Source organism: Mediterraneibacter faecis (genome assembly GCF_055383675.1).
The window spans coordinates 1,780,167-1,802,228 of record NZ_AP043803.1 but is presented as its reverse complement, the minus strand read 5'-3'; the positions used below and the strand labels follow the sequence as shown (position 1 = coordinate 1,802,228).

Here is a 22,062-nt window from a genome sequence, read left to right as displayed (position 1 = left end):
TCGACCGATTTCGTCTATTTTTGCCACCTCAAGGGTCATTTTTACCATTTGTGAAAATTTTGTGATTTTTCAGATTATAGTAGTGCAAAAGTCAGAAAAAAAGGAGGGTAGCGGTTATTTTGTAAAGGAATTATAGAAAAAGATTACAAGAGGGAGAAAGAGACTATGAAGAGATTTCGAAAGTCGGCTATAGCCTTAGTACTTGCACTCCTGATGGCACTACAGGGAACAGAACCTATCTTTGTACAGGCAAAAGAGGCCATTGAGGATGTACAGAAGAATGCAGATTTCTCCAGACCAGAGGCTTTGACGGAAGAGGAAGCCGGGATAACAGATTCCACATCTGGAGAACAAGACAAGAGTCAGCAGTCTGATGCGGACGTACAAAATAAAACGACGCCATCAGAAGATACAGAGACTCAGGAAGAACAGACAACTCCAGCGGAAGAAACAGAAGAAAATCCGCAGGAAAAAGAAGTGGAGTTGAAAGAACCTCAGGATTACTATCCGATTCCAGAAGAACCGGAAGGTGAACTGATTGATTATGATGCCATCTCCAAGACTTATAAGACAGGGGACAAGCAGTATACAACCGTTTATGGAGGTTATGTCGGAACTTATAAGAATGAGGATGGAGATACCGAGCTGGTTGATAATACACTTGTAAAACCAGAAGAAGCAGATACTCCGGCATCTGAAGAAGCACAGGAAGCCAGCAGTGTAGTGGCAACTGAGGAAAAGGAAGAGAAAACAGAAGTTTATCAGAACAAGGCAAATGACTATGCCATTCTTCTTCCGGAACAGATGTCAGAAGAGAATGGTGTAACGATTGAAAATGGAAAGACCAGAATCGGAATCATTCCGGTAGATGGAGATTATACACATTCCGTTATTAAGGACAATGCGATCCTTTATAATGAAGTTTATGAAGGAGCGGATGTTCAGTATACGGTACTGGATTCCAGCATTAAGGAAGATATCGTACTTCAGCAACCAACAGACAGAGAATCGTATGAATATGAACTTCAGATTCCGGGATATCAGGCTGAAGTAAAAGATAATCAGGTCTATATCTATCCGGAAGGGAAGACAATCAAAGATGCAAAGTATCTTCTGGAGACTCCATCAATGGAAGATGCTGCCGGGGAAATCAGTTTCCTGATCACATTGGAACTTCGGGAAGAAGATGGAAAAACAATCCTGACCGTAAAACCAGACAGGGATTGGCTTTCGGCAGAAGAACGTCAGTATCCGGTCAGGATTGATCCGACACCAGTGGAGATTCAGAAGAGTTCCTTTAACATGATCGGTGTGGAAGAGGGAAGTCCAACCAGTCAGCCTGCAAATAAAAAGTCAAGGCTAAATTGAAGAACATTGAAAATTTTATACAGGTTGAAAATTAGGTATCAAAATAAGACCACCACACCAGTGCTGGTCTGAGAATTATAATGATGATTAGGATTCTGGAAGAGATGAAAGATATTCTTTCACTCGTCCGTAGTAGATTCTTAGAAACTTGTTGGCACCTGCAGTCATATAGACATAGTAAGGCTTGCCTTGAGCACGTTTCTTGTCTAAGAACTGATAAACAGGATCATCTTGAGGATGTGTTTTAATTAGGACATCCATTACCTGAAATAAAGTCTTTCTAAGATCAGAGGAACCTCGTTTTGAGGTTGGAACACTTTTTTGTTCATAACTTCCAGATTCATTAACACCGGGATCTACACCGGCAAATGCAGTAATAGCACTTTTGTGAGTGAAACGGGAAACATCTCCGATCTCAGCCATCAACTGAGATCCGAGTGAAGTTCCAACACCTTTCATAGCCATAACGACAGGATATTCAGGGAGTTTGGATGCAGTTTCATTCATGAGAGTGCGTAGTGACTCAACAGTTGTAGAGGCACTGTTAAGCTGATCCACAGCCTGCTTAATTATAAGCTTTGTAATGGCATCCTTTGGAAGTACAGGAACAAGTTCCTTTGCTTTTCCATAGATTTCCTCAGCTTTGGATTGGCTGAAGTTGTACTTCTTACGTTTGCACCAGTTTTGATAATGGTCGATAAAGGCATTCAGAGACATTTTACGGACACAGTCCACATGCCAGTATGTAGATGCAAAATCAACCCATTTCTGGCTGCCGTCACTGCGTGCAGGACTGTCAAAGTAAGTATTAACACCAGGATAGGTTTGGTCAAGGATGCCGATAAGATTATTTTTCATAGCCGTCTTGTGCTTCATGTAAAAGCCGAACTGACGGTTCATGGTTTTGAGCTGATTGCGTAATTCATCCATAACATTATACTGTTTAAGATTTTGCCATTTGTCAAGAGCATATCGGGCAATCTTAACAGCATCCGCTTTATCAGATTTCACTTTACGAAGAGAATCATTATCAAAGTCTTTGATAAGTTTTGGGTTAATGGCACTGACGAAAAGATTTGCCTTTGAAAGCTGATGGGCGAGGACTTCATAATAACGTCCTGTGTGCTCCATCACGATTCGGGACTCCCCTTCAACAGAGTTGATGAGTTCTACAAGTGAATGGATATCACTGGCTGTGTGTTTGATTTCGAAAGGTGCGGAAACAATTTCACCGAAAGGTCGCATGATAGCAACCATACTCTTACCTTTTGAAACATCGATACCTACTGCGTTCATAAATTGTCACTCCTTAAGATTATTGCAATGGATAAATACCAGTTTTACTCATTGCCTATTCAATCTACTGTGGTGTGACGCGAATGCACCTATGGCGATTCAACCTGCATAAAACGAACGCTGCGAATGAGGAGCTGGTTATCAGTCTAATTTACGGACGCGAAGTCCAAGATTGGAAGACGATATACCGATTGCTCCATCATTATACAGCTTAAGCAACAAGATGGATAATTCCTTACTGGCTGTAAGGGATATTAACCATAAACATATTGTAGTAGATTGGAGACAACAATTATCCGTATGTCGGATTTGATGATGGTATTAAGTCCGGAAACCTTGCAGGATTTGGAACAGCACACCAGAATTGCCGGACTTATATCAAAGTCAATTCTGATTTTAGTCAGATTCCGAAAGATTCAAAAATCGACAGTGCAACCTTTGCAGTGAGCCAGCGGACAGCATATAGTGGCGGTACATCGCAGTTTGGTCTTTACCGTGTGGATCAAACCTGGAACACATCGATTACATGGAAAACAAAACCAATGCAGCTTACATTCCAGGATGTACAGAATGCAAGTACCGCAAGGAACAGTTATATCAATTATGACGTTAAAGATCTGGTAAATGACTGGGTGCAGGGAACGCATGCGAACAACGGATTTGCACTGGTAGCAATCGCAGAGGCAAATAATCTTGGGGCATCCATGCAGTGTGAAGTGCTGAATAACCGAAATTCAGCCTATGGACCGAAGCTCAGTATCCAGTGGTCTCCGGCAGAAGATCCATATCTGCGAGATATGTCACTGGATGAGACAACCATCCTGCTTCGCCCGATGACAGAAAAGAATACCAATGGAAAACTGAAATTTGATGCCGTATTTGCAGACGGAATTGCAAAGAGCAAATCTACAGTAGAATATTATCTGCTCCCAGATGAGGAAAATGAAGAACATCACGAAACAGATGCAAAACCATTGTATTCCTATCCAGACAGCACTGAATACAATAAGCAGTTCCCGGAGGTGAATAAGTATTACAGCAAAGATTCCAACTGGCAGAGTGCTTTATATTCAGGACTGACAAAAGATAAACTCTATAAAATAAAAGCAAAAGCATCAAAAGAAATCGATGGCAAACTGGAAACCGGAAAAGAAGTGACCAGTGACAGCTTTGTGATCTATGAAGTGAAGCAGTTTGATACATTCCCAAAGATTGCAAAATATTATGGTGTTCCGCTTAAGAACATTATGAAAGACAATCAGGTTATGGATGCACTGGTAGTCGCAAACAACACGATCTTTATCCGTAACCCACAGACAAATGTTCCATATAGTCCTGCACCGCTTACCGATCAGGATAAGATGCGGATTGACGGAGCATTGATGGGAAGAGGCCTGCACTGTGAATTTGGATTTGAACCAGTCAACTTAAATACTGGTAACTTCTACATGGATCAGTCCGATGTGACGATGAATGAGCTGAATGGGGAATTTTCCATTACAAGAAGCTACAATTCCCAAGGAACAGACCAGCATTCCATGTTCGGACGTGGATGGAGCTTCAACTATGACCAGTCACTTTCTCAGATGGAGGACGGAAGCCTTCTGTATATGAGAGGGGACGGAAGTTATCTGATCTTTGATAAGAATGAAGATGGCAGCTACACTGCTCCGGATGGTTATGTATACGATTTAAAAGCAGTCAGCTATAAAGATACAGACCATGACTACATTGGATGGGAACTGACAGATGCGGATCAGAGTATCTGGTCATTTGATAAATACGGAATCTTACGTTATGTAACGGATGTGAATGGATTTAAGACAGTATTAGATTATGACGATGATTATAATCTGAGCAAGATTACCACACCATCCGGAAAAACATTCGGGGTAAAACAGGATAAATTCGGGCATATCAAGGAACTGTCTCTTCCAGATGGTGGAAAAGTTTCTTACAAATATGATGAGCAGGGAAACCTGATATCTGTAACAGACCCGAATGGAACAACAAAAGAATATCAGTATGATGATGACAGCCGTATGACAAGCTGGAAAGATGAGAATGGCAATACGGTTGTAAAGAATACTTACGATAAAGAAGGAAGAGTTGTAGAGCAGACTGATGCAGAAAAAGGAACGGCAACTTTCAAGTACGGAAAGAGTTCTACTATAACATCGGATAACGAAGGAAATAAGACCGTTTATCATTATGATGATCAGTACCGCACAACATCCATTGAATATCCGGATGGAACAACCTGTGAAAAGACTTATAATGCAGAGAATCAGCTTGCTTCCGAAACGACAGCAGCCGGAACAAAAACTTACACTTATGATGCATTTGGCAATGTAGCAACGGAGACAAGAGAGGATGGAAAGACAGCCTCTTATGCTTATAATGAGCAGAATAAGCTGACCAGTGCAACTGGATATAACGGAGCAACGGTTACTTACAGTTATGACGGTAATGGAAATATGGTCACATCTACAAAACCGGATGGAACAGCCATTACCTATACTTACGATGACAAACATCGTATGGTATCCCAGACAGACGGCAGAGGTGTCACAACAACGTATTCGTATGACGGAGCAAACATGACCGGATATGTGGATGGAAATGGAGCAGCATGGGGATTCACGTATGACGCGATGAATCGTGCAGTTACCATGACAGATCCACTTGGAAATGTAACCTCGAACAGTTACGATGCGAATGGCAATCTGACTTCCAAGACAGCAGCCGATGGCGGTGTGACCGCTTATACACTGGATGGTGTGGGAAATATTACAGCAAGTACTGACGCACTGGGGAATACCACCACTTATACTTACGATAAGATGTACAACATGACCAGTGGTACAGATCCGAAAGGAAATCAGATCAGCTACGTTTATGATAAGAATTATCAGCAGGTCAAAGCAACCGATGCAAAAGGAAATACAATTACTTATAAGTATGACAGCATGGGACGTGTCATAGAAGAGAGTAATAAAGATTTTGGAACAAAGCTCTATGAATATGACAAAGCAGGAAATCTGAAAAAATATACCGATGGAAATGGAAATGCAACCGTATCCAAGTTTGATTCTCTTGGACAGGTGCTTCAGTCCAAAGATGCAGTTGGTAATATAACCAAATATGAATATGACGCATTAGGAAATGAAACCAAGATTACTTATGGAGATGGAAGCAGCCATTCCAAGGAATATGATAACTGCGGAAGACTCGCTAAAGAGACAGATGAATTAGGTGCAGTTACCACTTACGCTTATGATGCGGCAGACAATCTGGTATCAAAATCAGATGACAGTGGAAGAACCTGGACTTATACCTACGATAATACAGGAAATCGCTTAAGTGAAACCAACCCAGAAGGTGGAACTACCACATATACTTATGATAAAGCAGGAAATCTGGTATCTTCTACCGATGAAGAGGGAAGAACAGATACTTATGCTTACGACAAGGCAGGAAATCTGACTACATCCAAAGATGCCCTTGGATATACCGTATCCATGAAGTATGACTTAAATGGAAATCTGGTATCCTCTACCGATGAAAATGGAAATACCAGTGCCATGACTTACGATGGTAATGGAAACATGACATCGGTAAGCGATGCAAAGGGCAACATTACAGCAATGAAATATGATTCCACCGACAATCTGGAACAGACGGTGGATGCCCTGAAAGGAAAGACCACTTACGAATACGATTCACAGGGCAACAGCACAAAGATGACAGATGCCCTCGGCAATGCGTACAGCTATGTATATGATAAAGAGGGAAATAACACATCCATAATACTGCCGACAGGAGACAAGGTGCTGATGGAGTACGATGCCATCGGACAGCTTGTAAAATGTACGGATGCACAGGGACTCGTAATTACCTATCAATATGACGGAGCAGGCAATCTGATCCATTCCTCCGACAATGGCGGAAACAGTATGGATTATACATATGATGGTGCCGGAAATGTACTGACACAGACCGATGAACTTGGCAGGACAGCAACATACAAGTACGATCAGTACGGCAGACTCCTGAAACTTACTGAAGCAGACGGAAGTACCACATCTTATGAATATGATGTTATGGACCGCATTACAGCGGTAACGGATGCGGAAGGTCATAAAACAACCTTTACCTACGATAAAGTCGGCAACCAGTTATCCATGACAGAAGAAGAGGAAGCCACATATAAATACGCTTACGATAAGAAAGACCGGGTTATTTCTCAGACAAATCCACTGGGAGCATCCAGCACCTTTAAGTATGACGGAAATGATAATGTGACGGAATCTGTCGATGAAAACGGTACGGTTACCAAGTATGCTTACGATAAAAATGACAATCTCGTATCCCAGACAGACGGAAATGGAAATACGACAACCTACCAGTATGATGAACTGGACCGCAAGATCGGGGAGACTTCTCCGTTAAAAGAAACAAATGAATACCGTTATGATGCCATTGGAAATCTTACCAAATCAAAAGATCCGATGGGACTTATTACGGAATACAAATATGACAGCTTAAGTAATCTGACGGAACAGATCTCTCCAAAGGGAGCAGTTACCAAATATGATTACGACAAGCATGGCAATGTCATTTCTGCAACGGATGCAAAGGGAAATGAGACACAGTACAGTGTTGACCTGAATGACAATGTCACAAAGATGACACAGGCGAATGGCGGAGAGTATACCTATAGTTATGATAAAGCCGGACGTCTGAAGAGTATGACCAGTCCACTGGGTTATACCAAGAATTTCTCTTATGATAAAGTGGACAACGTGGTAAAAGAAAGCGACAGCTTAAAGAGTACTACCACTTATACTTACGATAAGCTCCATAACATGAAGTCTTCTACCAATGCACTGGATGGAACAACCAGCTTTTCTTATGATAAGTATGGCAATCTGGTGAAGGAGACAGATCCACTTGGACGGAGCAATACCTACAGTTATGACCTGGCAGGCCAGATGACTTCTGCAGCTGATCCGCTTGGTAAGATAACTGCTTATACTTACGACCCGGCAGGAAATATTACTGAGATCACCAAACCGGGTGGAAGAAAGACCAGCTATGGATATGACAAGAATTATAATGTGACATCTGTAACAGACCCGATGGGCTATGTTGCAAAGACCGTCTATGATAAAGATAATCGTGTAACAGAAGAGACGGATGCACTGGGACAGAAGGAATCCTATACTTATGATAAGGACAGCAGGGTAACTTCTATTACAGACAAGCGTGGATTCACAACGGGATTTGATTACGATGCACATGGTAATATTCAGGTTGTTACAGATAAGACCGGATTAAAGAGCCATCTGGAATATGACAAGAATGATAACCTGACCAAAGTAACTGATGCCCTTGGCGGTGTAACAACTTATGGTTACGACAACATGGATAACCTGGTGACCTTCACCAATGCAGCAAATAAGACAACGAATTATACTTATGATCTGGAAGGCAACCTGACATCCATCAAAGATCCGGCAGGAAGAACAGAGAAATTCGACTATGATGAAAAAGGCAGACTGACCGGACATACACAGGCAAGTGGCAAGAAAACCACGTATGATTACGACAAACTGAATGACCTGTTGGAGAAATCATATCAGGATGCAAAAGGCGAGAAATCCGAAAAGGACGTGACCTACGCATATAACAGTGCCGGGGAACGGGTATCCATGAAGGATCAGACAGGCAAGAGCAGCTACGAATACGATGCACTCGGAAGAATCACAAAAGTAACAAGTGGTTCGAAAAAGGATGTCAGCTACGTCTATGATGATGCAGATAATCTGCAGGCAATCGTATACCCGGATGGGACAAAGGTCAGCTATGAATACGACTTAAATGATAACCTCGTAAAATTGACAGATCGTAATGGAAAAGTAACCACTTACAAGCATGATGCACTGAATCGTGTGACAGAAGTCGTTAGAAGCAACGGAACAAAGACGGAAGTGTCTTACGATGCAGAAGATCATATTACAAAGATTGTGAATACCTGTGGTTCCTGTGGCAAAGTAATCAGTACTTATAAGTACAAGTACAATGATCAGGGATATGTAGTTGGAGAAACAGCTACGGAACTGGAAGCGGGAACAAGAAAGACACCAAGCTGGGAAGACTGGTACAACTGGGGCGATACACAGAAAGAGACAGACAAAGCAGACTGTGAGCATCAGGAGAAAGAGATCCAGACGACTCGTACCTATGAATACGATGACAACTGGGAACTGACACGCTGCACGGAAAAAGCAGAGGGCGGTAAAAAGACGATTCATAATTATACGTATGACAAGATCGGAAACCGGACTTCTTATGAGAAGATCGAAGATGGTGTCAGCAAAGCAAAATATAACTATAAGTACAACGATTCCAACCAGCTCATCAAACGCACCAATGCAAAGATCTGGGGCGATCCGGGAACAACCTACAGCTATGATAAAGATGGCAATCTGATTCAGGAATGCGATAAGACAAACAGTGCTGATCCGGTTACTTATGAATATACAGCAGAAAATCGTCTGGCAGTGGTAAAACAGGGTGGAACAGTCCTAATGGCAGCCATGTACGATGGAGATAACAACCGGGTATTCGAACTGGATAACACCTATAAATGGGAAGACTGTTATGGCGATGAAGTCCTGATCCCGGAGAACCAGCGTACCGAAGATGGGAACAGCCCGAAAGAGCAGCTTGCCTCTCTGGTAAAAGGCGGTTCCAATGCCAAAGGATACACACTGACAGAGTATATCAACGATATCAATCGTGAGAATACAGAAGTCCTCGCAGAGTATGGGGCAGACGAGAAAGTCCGTCAGGCTTATACTTATGGAGAAAGTGGAATCGGAGAACGTATAAGCGTTGATAAATCCACAGAAAGCAGTTATTATTTATATGACGGAAGAAACAGCGTGACCGGAATCCTGACCGAAACAGCTAATCTAACGAACAGCTATCAGTATGATCCATACGGAAACCTTACATCAGGAACAGCAGACGGTGTCAATTACTACGGTTATAATGGGGAGTCCACAAATGTAAAAACAGGACTTCAGTATCTGCGGGCAAGATACTATAACGCAGAGAACGGAACCTTTACAACTGAAGATAGTGACCTTGGAACGACAGAAAATCCATTGACCAGAAACCGCTACGATTATACGACCAATAATCCGCTGAATTACAGTGATCCGACAGGACATTCATTGTGGAGCAGGATTAAGAGTACAGCTAAAAAAGCAGCGAAAGCAGTCAAGAGTGTCGGCAAGAAAATCGTTAATACTGCGAAAAAGGTAGTCAAAACAGTAGTAAATACAGCTAAGAAAGCAGCAAAAACTATTGTTAACACAGTGAAGGGGGTAGCAAAAACTGCCAAAAATGCAGCTAAACATGCAAAACAGACATATCAATCTGTGAAAAATCGTGTAACCAGTAGCAGTACATATCAAAAGATCACATCCAGAGGAAGTCAGTTTATTCGTTCTGTAAGCAATGGGGTACAGAAAATTGGAAAAACTTATACATCTTTCAAATCCTATGTTTCAGAAAGAACGGCAGAAATCCGCTCAGAAGTGGTACGACATATGTGTACGACAACAAATCGTATTACAGATAAGCTTGGAAAAGTAGACTGGAATGCGGTGAAAAAAGTAGCCATTGGTATAACTGCGGTTACAGTTTCTGGTCTTGTAGTTGCTGCAACAGGCGGTTTGGCTGCAGGAGCAGTTCTGGCAGCATTGCCAGCAATGGGTGGCTTAGGAACGGCGATGGTTTCAGGAGCAGTTATTGGAGCTATTGGTGGAGCTTCATATAGTGCAGTGAATTCAGGTTTGTCTGGAAATAGTCTGAAACAAGTAGCAAAAGATACGTTAGTCGGTGGTATTGCAGGAGCAGTGACAGGTGGCGTTATGGGTGGCCTTAGTTATGGGGCTGGGAAACTTTTGAATGTAGTAAGGAGTGCAGGAAGTACCCATAATGATGGGATTGATAAATCGTTTAAAAAATTAGTTGCAGAAGTAACCGAAACAAAATTGCCAGAAGGCACTTGGGAAAAACCACCATTAGAGCGAGGAGATATTATTGACAAAGCTATGGGAAATAACTTGGGACACAATTTCCCGACCATAGATAAAGTAGAAAATGGTGTTGTGACTAGTGTTAAAAGCCGAGACTTAGGTGCAAAGACTTATCAAAATGGTAATAAATTGGAAAAGGTAATTGTCAAGGACATTAATAAAGTTTCAGGATTTATAGGAGAAACATTTAATGGTAAATTTGTTAATGCGGAAGAAATAGTGGGTAGACAATTACAAGTAGTTGTTCCAAATGTAACATTAAGCGAAGCTCAGATAAATGCAGTTAATAATGCTACAAAACATGGTATTGATAAAGGTGTTAAACTCATTATTACAGTAGGAAAATAATAGCAAAGTAAATAGCTTAAGGGGAATATTTTATTCCCCTTAAGTAATAGAGAGGAGAAAACGGATATGATTTCTGTATATTATAATCAAAAATATGGTTTCTTAATTGTGCCTAATGCCATTGAAAGGTTTATGGGATGTTATATTTCTATCGAACCTACAATTGAAATTATGGCTGAAGAAACAATAGATAAGATAGGCTGTGCAATTAGAAAAGGAATAAAAATTGCAGAAAGTTCCCCAAAAGTAGACGAATCTCAATTAAACAATTTTTGGAAACAAACAAAATATAAAAGTTTTCCAACATTTTCCAAGAATTATCAAAGAATTGATTTGAAACAAAATGGAGATGAATTAGAAATTAGAAGATGGGAACGGAATAATAGAGGGGGATATTCGCGAAAAACGGAAGAAAAAGATTATATTAATTTTATAGAAATGTCGGATTATGAATTGGGCTTGTTTATAAAAAAAATGTTTGAACCATGTGAAATTAGAATTGATGAAACAGAAAGATTTGAAACATTAGAGGGGAAAATAATTAGTTATTCGATTCCAAATGAGCATTATAAAAATATTGGTGATGGTCATACAGATTCTTATATGACATATAGAAATGAAGATTATGATAAGTTGTATATTTCTTTTTTGATAGGTGATGGAACTGATTGTACAGATGAAGTAAGCATAAAAAATCATTACAAAAAAATATACAAGCAAATGTCGAATATTAAATTTGAAAGTAAATGTAATAAAAAATATGTACATTTTTTAACAGAAAATGGAGAAGTATTGCTGAGTTTTATTGATAATGGTTATGTGGAGTTTTTTATGTGCATTCCATATAATATTGAAAGAAAAGTTCAAAAGGAGTCAATAGAACAGTATTTAAAAATGTTATTTTCGATAAAAATTGAAGATAAATAAAGCGTGAAGGAGAGAATATGCAAAAGAAGAATTGTGTTTTGTGCATAAGTATAGGAATTATAGTATGTATATTGTTATCAGCTTGCTCCAGACAACCAGACTTTGATGCCAAATCCTACGTCCAAAGTTCTCTTGATGCACACTATCATGGAGAATATAAGGACTATGCGAATCTGTTAGAAATCTCGGAAAAAGATGCCAAGAAAGAAATCGAAGAGGATTTTAATGAGAGTATCCAACAGCAATTTGATGATTCCGATAACATTACGGATAAAGGAATTGCTGATTATGCGGAAAAACTGACAGAAGTAAAGAAACTGGCAAAATACAAAGTACAAGATGTGAAAGAAGAGGATGGAGTCTATACAGTAAGTGTACAAGTTGAACCATCCAATGTATTTCAGACATTGCAACAAAGCTCTACAGAGGTAAGCAATGAAAAAATAAAGCAGGGATTGGATGGAAATGATCCGGAAGTCTTTGCAGCTGTATTAACAGAAAGTGTCCAGAAGAGTCTTGAAAAGAACAGATATGGAAAAGCTGTTACTGTAAACGTATCCGTGGAAAAAGATAACTCAGGAAAATATGGTCTTTTGGATACAGAGATGAATAAGTTGGAAGCAGCGATGTTCCCAACAGAATAAGAATGAATGGAAAGCTATCAGAGGAAAAAAACTGGTAGCTTTCTTTTAAACTCCAAGACAAGAAAACTTGTTAAAAAAGCTATTGTAATAGTAGAAAAATTAGTAGTAAATAATGGATGACAAGAGTCTTTTATTCATTATGAGAAAAAGAAGGAATCTCCTATGAACCAACAAGAAATATTCACGTAAGATGGAAAAAAGTGCTGTAATCGAAGAGGTTGCAGCATTTTTTTCTTCGACATTTTTCGAACATTATAACGTACCTATCCGGTCACCGCCATGCTCCGATTTGATTTCTATATCAAAAATCAGATCGGAGGAAAGATAAATGGCTTATAACAAGACAAGTGAAGAACGAAAGTGGAATTATTGGAAAGAACAGGAAGAAAAGAAATTGCGTGAACTGGGAATGGAAGAAGAGAAGATCCAAAAGCTGCGCCAGATGGACAGGGAAGACTTTCTGGAAGAGCGCAGATACCGGGAACATCTGGATGAAACGATGCAGGATATGGATTCCATAAAAGAAAAGGACAGCGAGCTGTTTGCAAGGGATGTAAAGGAGCTTCTGGATCACATAGGTGATAAGCGAATCTATGAACTATTGAAAGAAACGGAGCATCAGACACTGGAAATCCTCTTACTCAGTACATGGGGATATTCTGGAAGAGAAGTTGCTAAGATTATGGGAATGGCAGAACAGACGATTTATACCAAAAGAAACCGTTTGAGAAAAAAATTAAAAAATTTATCAAAAATTGAATAATTATGGCGTTTTTCGTCGGCTATTTAATAGGCAGGTAAATTTTGCCAGTGTACTTTGACAACCTCATACCAGCATTACAGGTACGTTCCCGTAAGTAGAAGCGTGGCAGGAAGACGCGAGGACAGATGAAAAGGGCATGGAAGAAATTAGACCAGAAAGTGAGAGGCAGAGTTCTTTTGTGGCGTTTTCGTTTCGAGCGAATCATCTTTAACTGAAACAGGACCGTGGCGGTCTTTTGCGAGGATCACTTACGAGGGGATAATGATACATAGGAACTGCCAGTGAGCAGAGGATGGACTTTGGGTTGTAATCAGCAAGACTTTTAGAAAATCCGTGAGCGGTGCAATGCCAAGCATCCGCCTGTAATGTTCCCGTAAGGCAATGGGGGAGTCGAGGACAAATACAACGCCAAAAATCAAAAGTATAAGAAATCAAGGAAGAATGTGTCGTTGATATCAGATACATACGGCTGTAGGGAGAAATCCTTTACAGCCGTATTGATGTGATATCAGCACGCATATCAGGTAACAAATTATGTATTACACAAGAGAATATCTCAATAGAGCGCATCGAGAAATTGATACTATTTTCCGAGTGCTGTTCCCGGAACATGGAATGGCAGTAAGGGAAGAACAGATTATGTTATGCCACAAAATGCTGGATAACCTGCTGGGAAGAAACATAGCACTGTGTGACGCGGGTGTCGGTATCGGCAAGACGTATGCCTATCTGGTGGCCTGTGTTCTGATGAGAAAATATTCCCTCCTTGCAGAAGGATGTTCCCCTTATGAGCAGCGTCCGGTCGTGATATCCACTTCCAGCATTGCACTCCAGAAAGCAATTCTTACAGAATATATCCCTTTTCTCTCCCGGATTCTTCAGGAGAACGGGACGATTCAGGCCCCTATTAAAGCTGTGATACGAAAAGGGAAAGAGCATTTTGTCTGCGATGAGAGGTTGGAGCACCGAATCGTTGCAATCGAAGAAAAAAACAAAAATGCGTTGCAGAAAGAAGCTCTGCTGTCGTTGAAAGAACATTATGATATGGACGAAGTGTCCAACTTAAGTGGGTTTGACAGAAGGATGGTGAGTGTACCGAAGTTCTGTTCGGGAGACTGCCCGAAAAGAGGCTCATGCAGGTATCAGCAGTATCTGGAGCGTTCCAGAGATCATGAAATGTTCATTCAGATCTGTAATCACAATTATCTGCTGGCTGATGGTTATCACAGGCTGCAGGATTACCGCCCGTTATTAAAAGACTACCGAGCATTGATTGTCGATGAAGCACATAAGCTGCCGGATGCGGCAAAGCAGATGTTTGGGAAGAGCCTCTGTTATGACGATATCCGAGAAATCTGCTTTTATCTTGGGAATGAGTACCAAGGCCCGGAGATAAGAAAACTGTCCGGGACGATCCGGATGGTGCTGGACATCATAGGAGAAAACCACAGAACCAGATATGGGATAAAAGAAGAATTCCACATGACAGAAGAGTGTGCAATGTATTTATATGAGGGGATACAGACCATGAATAAGATCATAGAAAAATTAGAAAAGAAGATTCCAAAGTGGATCAGAAACAAGCTGGAAGAAACCAAAAGTGTGCTGGAATGCTTTTTCCATCAGGATAAGAAGTATGTGCTGCATCTGAAGCAGGACCATGACCACCGGATTATATTGTGTGCATCCAGCAGACGGATTCCACAGTATCTGGACCAGATGTTATGGAGCAGAGGAATGGGAGCGATTCTGACAAGCGGAACTTTAAAAACCGGACAGGGATTTTCCCACATTCGGAAAATGACAGGATTACAGAGAGTGCGGAGAGTCCGGGAATATGTGGCAGACTCCCCGTTTGAATATCAGAAGAACTGTCTGTTATATCTGCCAAAGAATTTGAAGACATGCAGAAGAGAAAGTCAGGAAGAGGCAGAGATGATAGCAGGCCATATCCATTCACTGATCTGTTCGACTTACGGGCATACGCTAGTGCTGTTTACATCTTATCATTTGATGGGAAACGTTTACCAGATGTTAAGGGATGAAATTCCGTTCCCGATGATAGAGGTGTGGAGACATTCACCGGAAGAGATCACAAGATTTAAACAGATGGACAATGCTGTCCTTTTTGCAGCCGGCTCCTGTTGGGAAGGAGTAGACTTCCCTGGAGATATGGTATCTTCGCTGATTATAGTAAAACTGCCCTTTGCTGTTCCTGATCCCATCAGTGAAGCACAGAAGAAGGAATATGCCAGCCTGAAAGATTATATTCAGGCAGTGATTGTTCCAGACATGCAGAAAAAACTAAGACAGGGATTCGGACGTGCTCTCCGCACCGAGACAGATACTTGTGTCGTGTCCATTTTAGACGAGCGTGCAGGAGAAGGTGGCAGGTATCATGAGGAAGTAATGTGTGCGCTTCCGAGCTGCAAGATGGCAAAAGATATCAAGGATGTCCAGCACTTTATTCGAAACCGAAAAGGCGTGGAATACTACCTGTAACCGTTCGTGGTTCTGCTACAGAAAAAGCAGATTTTGCACGAAAAGTTTGGTGGTATTTCAAGGGCGTTTTCGGTGGGATTGTTGGTATTGATGAATAGCTATTTCGGCATGAAGTGGGTATACTGTGTATAGCGTTAGAGGAAAGGAGGCAGCTTATGATATACAAGGTGGAAACGATAAAAGATGGAACAGAAAAATATTTTTTCATCAGAAATCTGGAAACAATGAGTATTGAAGAACTGCCAAGTAAATATCTAATGCATAAGATTAAATGTAAACGTTCACCAAATACAGTGAAACGCACAGCATTTTCAATCTGCTATTATATGAAATATATGGCAGAGAAAGAAATGGAACTCACAGAAGTCTATCAGTTAGATTATGAAAAACAGACAGAACACTTTGTGGAATTTTTATACTGGCTTAAAGCCGGAAACCATACAGAGCAAACGGCTGGAGAAAAGAAGTGTCCGAATGAAGGAACCTGCAACGCATACTTAAAAGATGTGTTCAGGTTCTATTTATTTATAGAGGCAGAATATGAACAGTACGGAAGTCTCAAAACCTTATCGTATAACCAGATTATAGCGGTTAATCAGGTGGGAGTAAAAAAGGTACTGCGGAATCATTCTTTTAAAGCCTATCTGAAGGAAGAGGAACATCGTGGGAGAACAGCAAAAGAAAATCAGATTATTACAATTTTACAGGCCTGTACGAACCGAAGAGATCAGCTTCTGTTACTTATGTTAGCAGAAACCGGATACAGAATTGGGGAACTACTGGGAGTAAAATATGTCAAAGATATTGATTATAGGAATCACATGATAAGGGTATGCTTCCGGGAAGATAATGAAAATGAAGCGAGAGCCAAAAATGCGGAATACAGAAGTGCCAAGATAAGTAATGATACGTTTGAATTTCTCATGGATTATCTGGCAAAATATCGGAAAATCCTGCAACATCAGGATTACCTGTTTGTGAATATCATGGGTGAGAACATTGGAAAGCCATTAAGAGTGGACAGTGTATATGATATGTTGGACCGAATGGAAAAGAAAACCGGAGTTAAAATCACACCCCACATGTTACGTCACTATTTTGCAAATATGCGAAAGCAGGCAGGATGGGAACTGGAAATGATCAGTCAGGCATTGGGGCATAAACATTTGGATACGACTATAAAGTATCTGGACTGGCTGGATGATGAACTGATAGAAGCAAGTAATGAGTTTTATGCACAACACACTGCTATTTATGGGGCGGAACGTCTGCTGGAGTAGGGAGGTGTGAGAAATACCTATATATTTATTGCAACAGGCAGAACACATAACAGAATCTGAAGTAGATATTGAGAAGAAAAAGCAGGAACTATATTCAGAAATTGATGCACTTGGAATAAAAAGCGATTCAAGAATTAACAAATTGAAAAAGTTCTTGGCAGATAGAAAAATCTGGCATCTGGAAGAAATGGATTATCCTTTGCGAAATTCGTATGAACAATATTTAAGAGGACAGATACGATCACAAATTGTATCTTTCTATTTGAAAATATATGATACGGTAAAACAACAACATATCTATCAACAAATGCAGACGCTAAATGGAAAGCGGATATATGAATGGAAATATCAAAATAAAATTTATTTTCTGAAGTATTATCCGGAAAAGGAAATAGCTGAGACCTTTGAAACTTCTTATAAAACAAACCTATTGGTGTGGGATTTTACACAAAATTGTTCAGAAGTTTTAAAGAAACAAATTTTTTATACGTTGAGTCGTATCATTGCCAATACTTCAATGTCTAAGGCTTATAGAAATGTCAGGTTAAAATCCTTAAAACTTCTTTATGATTCTTGTGTTCAGTTAAATATTACGGATATTGGATTGCTGGAAATGGAACAAGTGGAAACTATTTTAAAGAATTTTCCCGAAACGAGTCAACGAAGTATTTTAGGTGAATGCAGAAGAGATGCGTTTATGCAGCAGGAACAGATCCAATGGGAAGCAAATGTATGGTATCTGGAACGATTACATCTTGGAAAACATCGGATAGACGAAAGTAAATCCTTAATTAGCATTTCTTTTATGGAAGTCAAGGAAATACAGAATCGAGAAATTTTACAGGCATACATGAAATATGAACTGGGAATTACTGGACAGGCAGTCAGCACGATTGTACGAAGATTTGTATGTATTAGAAATTTTATTGAACTGCTGGAACAAGAAAAGATACTGGCGATTCATGCAACTGTCGCAGAAGTAAAAAAGTATGCAGACGGCTTGCGAGAACGGGGAATACAGGCAAAGGGATTTAATGAAAGAATTTTCGGTATCGGTCATTTTTATAAATTCATGGAAGTTAAACAGTATATTACAAGAATGCCATTCCGAATTGAATATTTCCAACAAAAAGAAGTAATAGTACATCATGATCGTAGCGTTGAGGAAACAGTATATATGGAAATTTTGAAAAAATTATATCTTTTTCCAGAGCGATTACGATGTATGTTCCTACATCTGTGGTGTCTAGGATTACGGGCGAGTGAAGTGTGTACATTGAAAGGAAATGCTTATTATCAGCAGGGCGAGGATTATTGGATTCAGGTGTATCAGGTCAAAATGAAGAATTATAAAAGGATTCCAATCCCACAGGCACTTTATCAGATTATGAAAGTATACTTGAAAAAACATGAAATTCAGCCTGAAGAATTCATTTTTAAAAACAGCAGAGGTGGTGCTTGTCTATATGGTACATTCCGAACTCAGATGATAGAAGCGTGCCGGGAAAATAAGATTGCAAATGGAGAATATTTATTTCAATCACACGATTATCGACATACAGTAGCAACTATGTTTTATGACAGTCATGTATCACTGCAAAGTATCAGGGATTATCTTGGACATACTTATGAAGAGATGACAAGACAGTATATTGATTATATGCCGCAAAGGATTGCAAAAGCAAATGATGAGTTCTTTGAAATGCAAGGAAGTAGTTTAGCATCATGGCTAAAGAAAGAGGAAAAAGATGGAAAATGATATTATATACTTCAGCGATTTCCCCAATTTACAAGAAACAGGGACACGTAAGGATAATGGAAAATTTGATTTAACGTTGCTTCCAACGCAAGAATTAAAGGAAGAGTTTCGAGGTTATATTATGTATCGCTGCAAAAACGGAACGTTTAGAGCATTGATTCAGGATCGAACAGCTTATAATCATATTGCAAAGTTTTTGAACAGCAGAATAAATCGGAGAATCAAAAGCCTTGGAGATAGAAATCCAGAAAAATGGATATCACTTTTAAAAGGCTGGATGTTAGAACAGGGAATAACTATTGTAAAAGAAAAGAAGAGTGTGTATGGTACAGTAAGCTATGGCGAAGCAGTGACGATATTATATTTCAGAAACGTACTGAAATTTTTAGGGCCAGAAGATTTACGGGATGAGATAGAAAAAGATGTTTGGGAACTAAAAAATCTGGATATTAAAATCAGATCCAATCCAATTTATAATGTAAAAACACTGGATTTCAGAAAAATATATCAGCCAGATATCAGGGAAGAATGTAAGAAAGCTGTTTATATGAATCTGCAGTATGAAGCAATAGGAACTGTACAGGGAGAATTGACAATAATGAGGATATTCTCAGAATATCTCCAAAAAGAGTATTCCAAAATAAAAAGCTGCAGTGAAATAGACAGAGAAGTGTTGGAAGAATTTTTGATACATCTGTCAACAAAAGATACTTCCCATAGTGCGAATAGTTCTTATGTAATTTCATTAAGACGACAGTTAGAGACAATCGGAAAAATTTACAGCTATGAAAGATTGGAGCATTTATTTATTAATACGGATATTCCACCGGAAGTAAATGCAGAATTTAGAGTGTATTCTGATGATGAAATGAAACGACTGAATGCGGAAATTACACAGATGGATGTACAGATTGCAAGATGTCTTCTGATACATCAGATGCTTGGAACTAGGATATCAGATACCCTTACACTGAGACCAGATTGTCTGACGAGAGAAAATGGCCAAGATATGATTGAAATATATCAAGTTAAAACTAAAAGATATAAAAAACCGATCAGTAAAGAACTTGCAAAACTGTTACAGAGTTCTATTGAATATACACAGGAAAAGTTCGGTGATACAGAATACATATTTGTTAATGAAAAAGAACCTGACCGCCCGATGCAGTATATGGCTATAAAAACAAAAGTCATGTCCATGATACAGGAAAAGCAGTTGAAAGATGATCATGGCGAATTATTCGGGTTTGGAACGCACATGTTCCGGCACTACTATGGCGTCAAACTTACAGAAATGCATCTGGATGACTGGACGATAGCGAGACTATTGGGGCATAAAAGACTGAATAATGTACAGCATTACCGGAAAATGAGCAATCAAAGAATGGCAGACGAAACCAGAGAAGTAAGACAGAGGATGAGTGACATCATATATATGAGTCTGGCAAGATGGGGTGAAGAATATGAGCAAATACGACAAGATGATTGAGGAAAATCAGAGAAAAAGTAAAGAGAAAATTGAACTGGCATTGCAAGCAATACAAGATATGCTGGCAAATAAAGAACGTATCAGCGTTCCAAAGCTGATGAAGAAAACTGGATTGTCGAGAGGATTCTTTTATAAAAATCCAACCGTCCGGGATACATTGAACCAAGCAGTAGAGCAACAGGCCGGAATGATAGATCCAAGAAGAGAAATTCTGAACATGGCGATGGAAAAACAGATTGAACTGTTGAACCAGAAGGTGGCAGCTCTGAGCAGAGAAAATAAGGAACTGAAGAGAAAGAACGAAAAGTTACAGAAGGCATTACGGAAACAGGATTTGAATTTTATTAAGAACTTATAACATTGAAAATAATAAGATGGAAGAGATGTGTGCAGACACATCTTTTCATCGTTGAGGATAAAATATATAGAATGAGAATGGGATTGTTTTATGGTATACTAAAAGTGAAATGCTAACTTTGATATGAGGTATAAAACAATATGACAGAAATACAAATTAAAAATTTAATTAAAGAATATGAAAAAGAATATATTGAGTTTATGGAAATTGAGAAATTACCACAGTATAAGATAGATTTTTTTGAAATTAATGTTGAGGAAAGCGATGCAGCAGGATTCGCTTCAGCCGCCCAAGCTTACTATAATACGAAAACAGATGAACATATATTAAGGATATGCAAAAGTTCGGAAATACCAAGGTATATTGTGTTTCATGAATTTACGCATATTTTAGATACGGAAATGTATGCAAAGCAAGATTCTTGGAAATATATGGCTTTGTCTGGTTATACAGAATATCATGCAGCACAAGTTGAATTGATGATAATGTTAGGAGCAGATAGTATACAAACTCAAGATTTTTCATTTACAGTTGATGTTGAAATAGGTAATAGTACAGTTAGGAATTACCTAAACTCAAGACATCAATTAGTAGTGAATATGATGAATAGAACAGATTTTCCAAGAGATATTGAAGCATTAAAAACAACGGTAGGTGTGCTATATAATTATTTTGGAGTGCGTTCTATATGTAAAATGTATGCGAAAGATTATACTGAAGAAGTGGATAACACAATTATTATTCAGAAACTTTCAAAAGTATTATTTGAAGAGATAAATAGCTTTATGGTTGGATGGTTTAATGAAGCACAAGTAGAGCTGAGCTTTGTGTCATATATGAAAATAATGTGGCCTATGCTTCAAAGCTATTTTGGAAAAGAATGAAAGATAGTAACAGTAAACACAGTTTTGTATACAGTTAAACCCAGTAAAATCAACGCATGAGGGGAACTGGCTACATTTTAATTTCCAATCTGGTGGTATGTGGCTCCGACAATCATCAATACATTTTTAGAAACTTACGATTTCAGTGGTAAAAAGATTGTGCTTTTTGCAACATCCGGAGGAAGTGGATTTGGGAACACTGTGAAAGAATTGCAATCATCTGCATCGGACGCAGTTATTACAGAAGGCAGACTATTAAATTGTGGAACGAAACAGGAAATCACTGAATGGATAAACTCTTTATAAATAACAGCGTTATGGAGATATACA

General features: G+C 39.3%; 12 protein-coding genes and 1 pseudogene. 12 read left to right on the top strand and 1 reads right to left on the bottom strand.

Features of this window, described 5'->3' with window-relative positions:
• Positions 1 to 165 precede the first annotated feature (165 nt).
• On the top strand, positions 166 to 1,368 hold the full coding sequence (locus ACZ47Z_RS08490; RefSeq protein WP_464525457.1) for a hypothetical protein: 1,203 nt from the start codon (positions 166 to 168) through the stop codon (positions 1,366 to 1,368).
• 87 nt (positions 1,369 to 1,455) lie between these two features.
• Here ACZ47Z_RS08490 and ACZ47Z_RS08485 read toward each other — a convergent pair whose 3' ends face one another.
• The gene (locus ACZ47Z_RS08485; protein ID WP_054751258.1) at positions 1,456 to 2,664 is read right to left on the bottom strand and encodes an IS110 family RNA-guided transposase; all 1,209 of its coding nucleotides are present in this window, start codon (positions 2,662 to 2,664) and stop codon (positions 1,456 to 1,458) included.
• A 278-nt stretch (positions 2,665 to 2,942) separates the two neighbouring features.
• Between ACZ47Z_RS08485 and ACZ47Z_RS08480 the strand changes: the two genes are divergently transcribed.
• The 11 genes and pseudogenes from ACZ47Z_RS08480 to ACZ47Z_RS08430 form a co-directional block, all read left to right on the top strand.
• Positions 2,943 to 11,126 (top strand): DNRLRE domain-containing protein, encoded by an 8,184-nt coding sequence (locus tag ACZ47Z_RS08480; protein WP_464526050.1) that lies wholly within the window; start codon positions 2,943 to 2,945, stop codon positions 11,124 to 11,126.
• A 66-nt stretch (positions 11,127 to 11,192) separates the two neighbouring features.
• Positions 11,193 to 12,053, top strand: coding sequence for a contact-dependent growth inhibition system immunity protein (locus tag ACZ47Z_RS08475; protein WP_007884653.1), 861 nt, complete (start codon positions 11,193 to 11,195; stop codon positions 12,051 to 12,053).
• A gap of 17 nt (positions 12,054 to 12,070) precedes the next feature.
• Positions 12,071 to 12,697, top strand: coding sequence for a hypothetical protein (locus ACZ47Z_RS08470; RefSeq protein WP_007884654.1), 627 nt, complete (start codon positions 12,071 to 12,073; stop codon positions 12,695 to 12,697).
• Positions 12,698 to 13,025: 328 nt separating this feature from the next.
• Positions 13,026 to 13,460: a helix-turn-helix transcriptional regulator gene (locus ACZ47Z_RS08465; protein WP_007886453.1), complete on the top strand. Its 435-nt coding sequence runs from the start codon at positions 13,026 to 13,028 to the stop codon at positions 13,458 to 13,460.
• Positions 13,461 to 13,994: 534 nt separating this feature from the next.
• Positions 13,995 to 15,962: an ATP-dependent DNA helicase gene (locus ACZ47Z_RS08460; protein ID WP_007886452.1), complete on the top strand. Its 1,968-nt coding sequence runs from the start codon at positions 13,995 to 13,997 to the stop codon at positions 15,960 to 15,962.
• A gap of 155 nt (positions 15,963 to 16,117) precedes the next feature.
• On the top strand, positions 16,118 to 17,242 hold the full coding sequence (locus ACZ47Z_RS08455; RefSeq protein WP_006426957.1) for a tyrosine-type recombinase/integrase: 1,125 nt from the start codon (positions 16,118 to 16,120) through the stop codon (positions 17,240 to 17,242).
• 697 nt (positions 17,243 to 17,939) lie between these two features.
• Positions 17,940 to 19,001 carry a tyrosine-type recombinase/integrase gene (locus tag ACZ47Z_RS08450; protein ID WP_226853056.1) on the top strand — a complete coding sequence of 354 codons (1,062 nt, stop codon included), beginning with the start codon at positions 17,940 to 17,942 and terminating at the stop codon, positions 18,999 to 19,001.
• Positions 18,991 to 20,490, top strand: a complete 1,500-nt coding sequence (locus ACZ47Z_RS08445; protein ID WP_006426955.1) for a tyrosine-type recombinase/integrase — start codon at positions 18,991 to 18,993, stop codon at positions 20,488 to 20,490. Before ACZ47Z_RS08450 ends, ACZ47Z_RS08445 begins: the two co-directional genes overlap by 11 nt.
• Positions 20,465 to 20,848 (top strand): DUF6262 family protein, encoded by a 384-nt coding sequence (locus ACZ47Z_RS08440; protein WP_015513361.1) that lies wholly within the window; start codon positions 20,465 to 20,467, stop codon positions 20,846 to 20,848. The genes ACZ47Z_RS08445 and ACZ47Z_RS08440 overlap by 26 nt, the downstream gene beginning before the upstream one ends.
• A 140-nt stretch (positions 20,849 to 20,988) precedes the next feature.
• Positions 20,989 to 21,732 carry a hypothetical protein gene (locus ACZ47Z_RS08435; RefSeq protein ID WP_006426953.1) on the top strand — a complete coding sequence of 248 codons (744 nt, stop codon included), beginning with the start codon at positions 20,989 to 20,991 and terminating at the stop codon, positions 21,730 to 21,732.
• An 81-nt stretch (positions 21,733 to 21,813) separates the two neighbouring features.
• Positions 21,814 to 22,038: pseudogene (locus ACZ47Z_RS08430) on the top strand (flavodoxin); the annotation flags it as partial.
• Positions 22,039 to 22,062 lie beyond the last annotated feature (24 nt).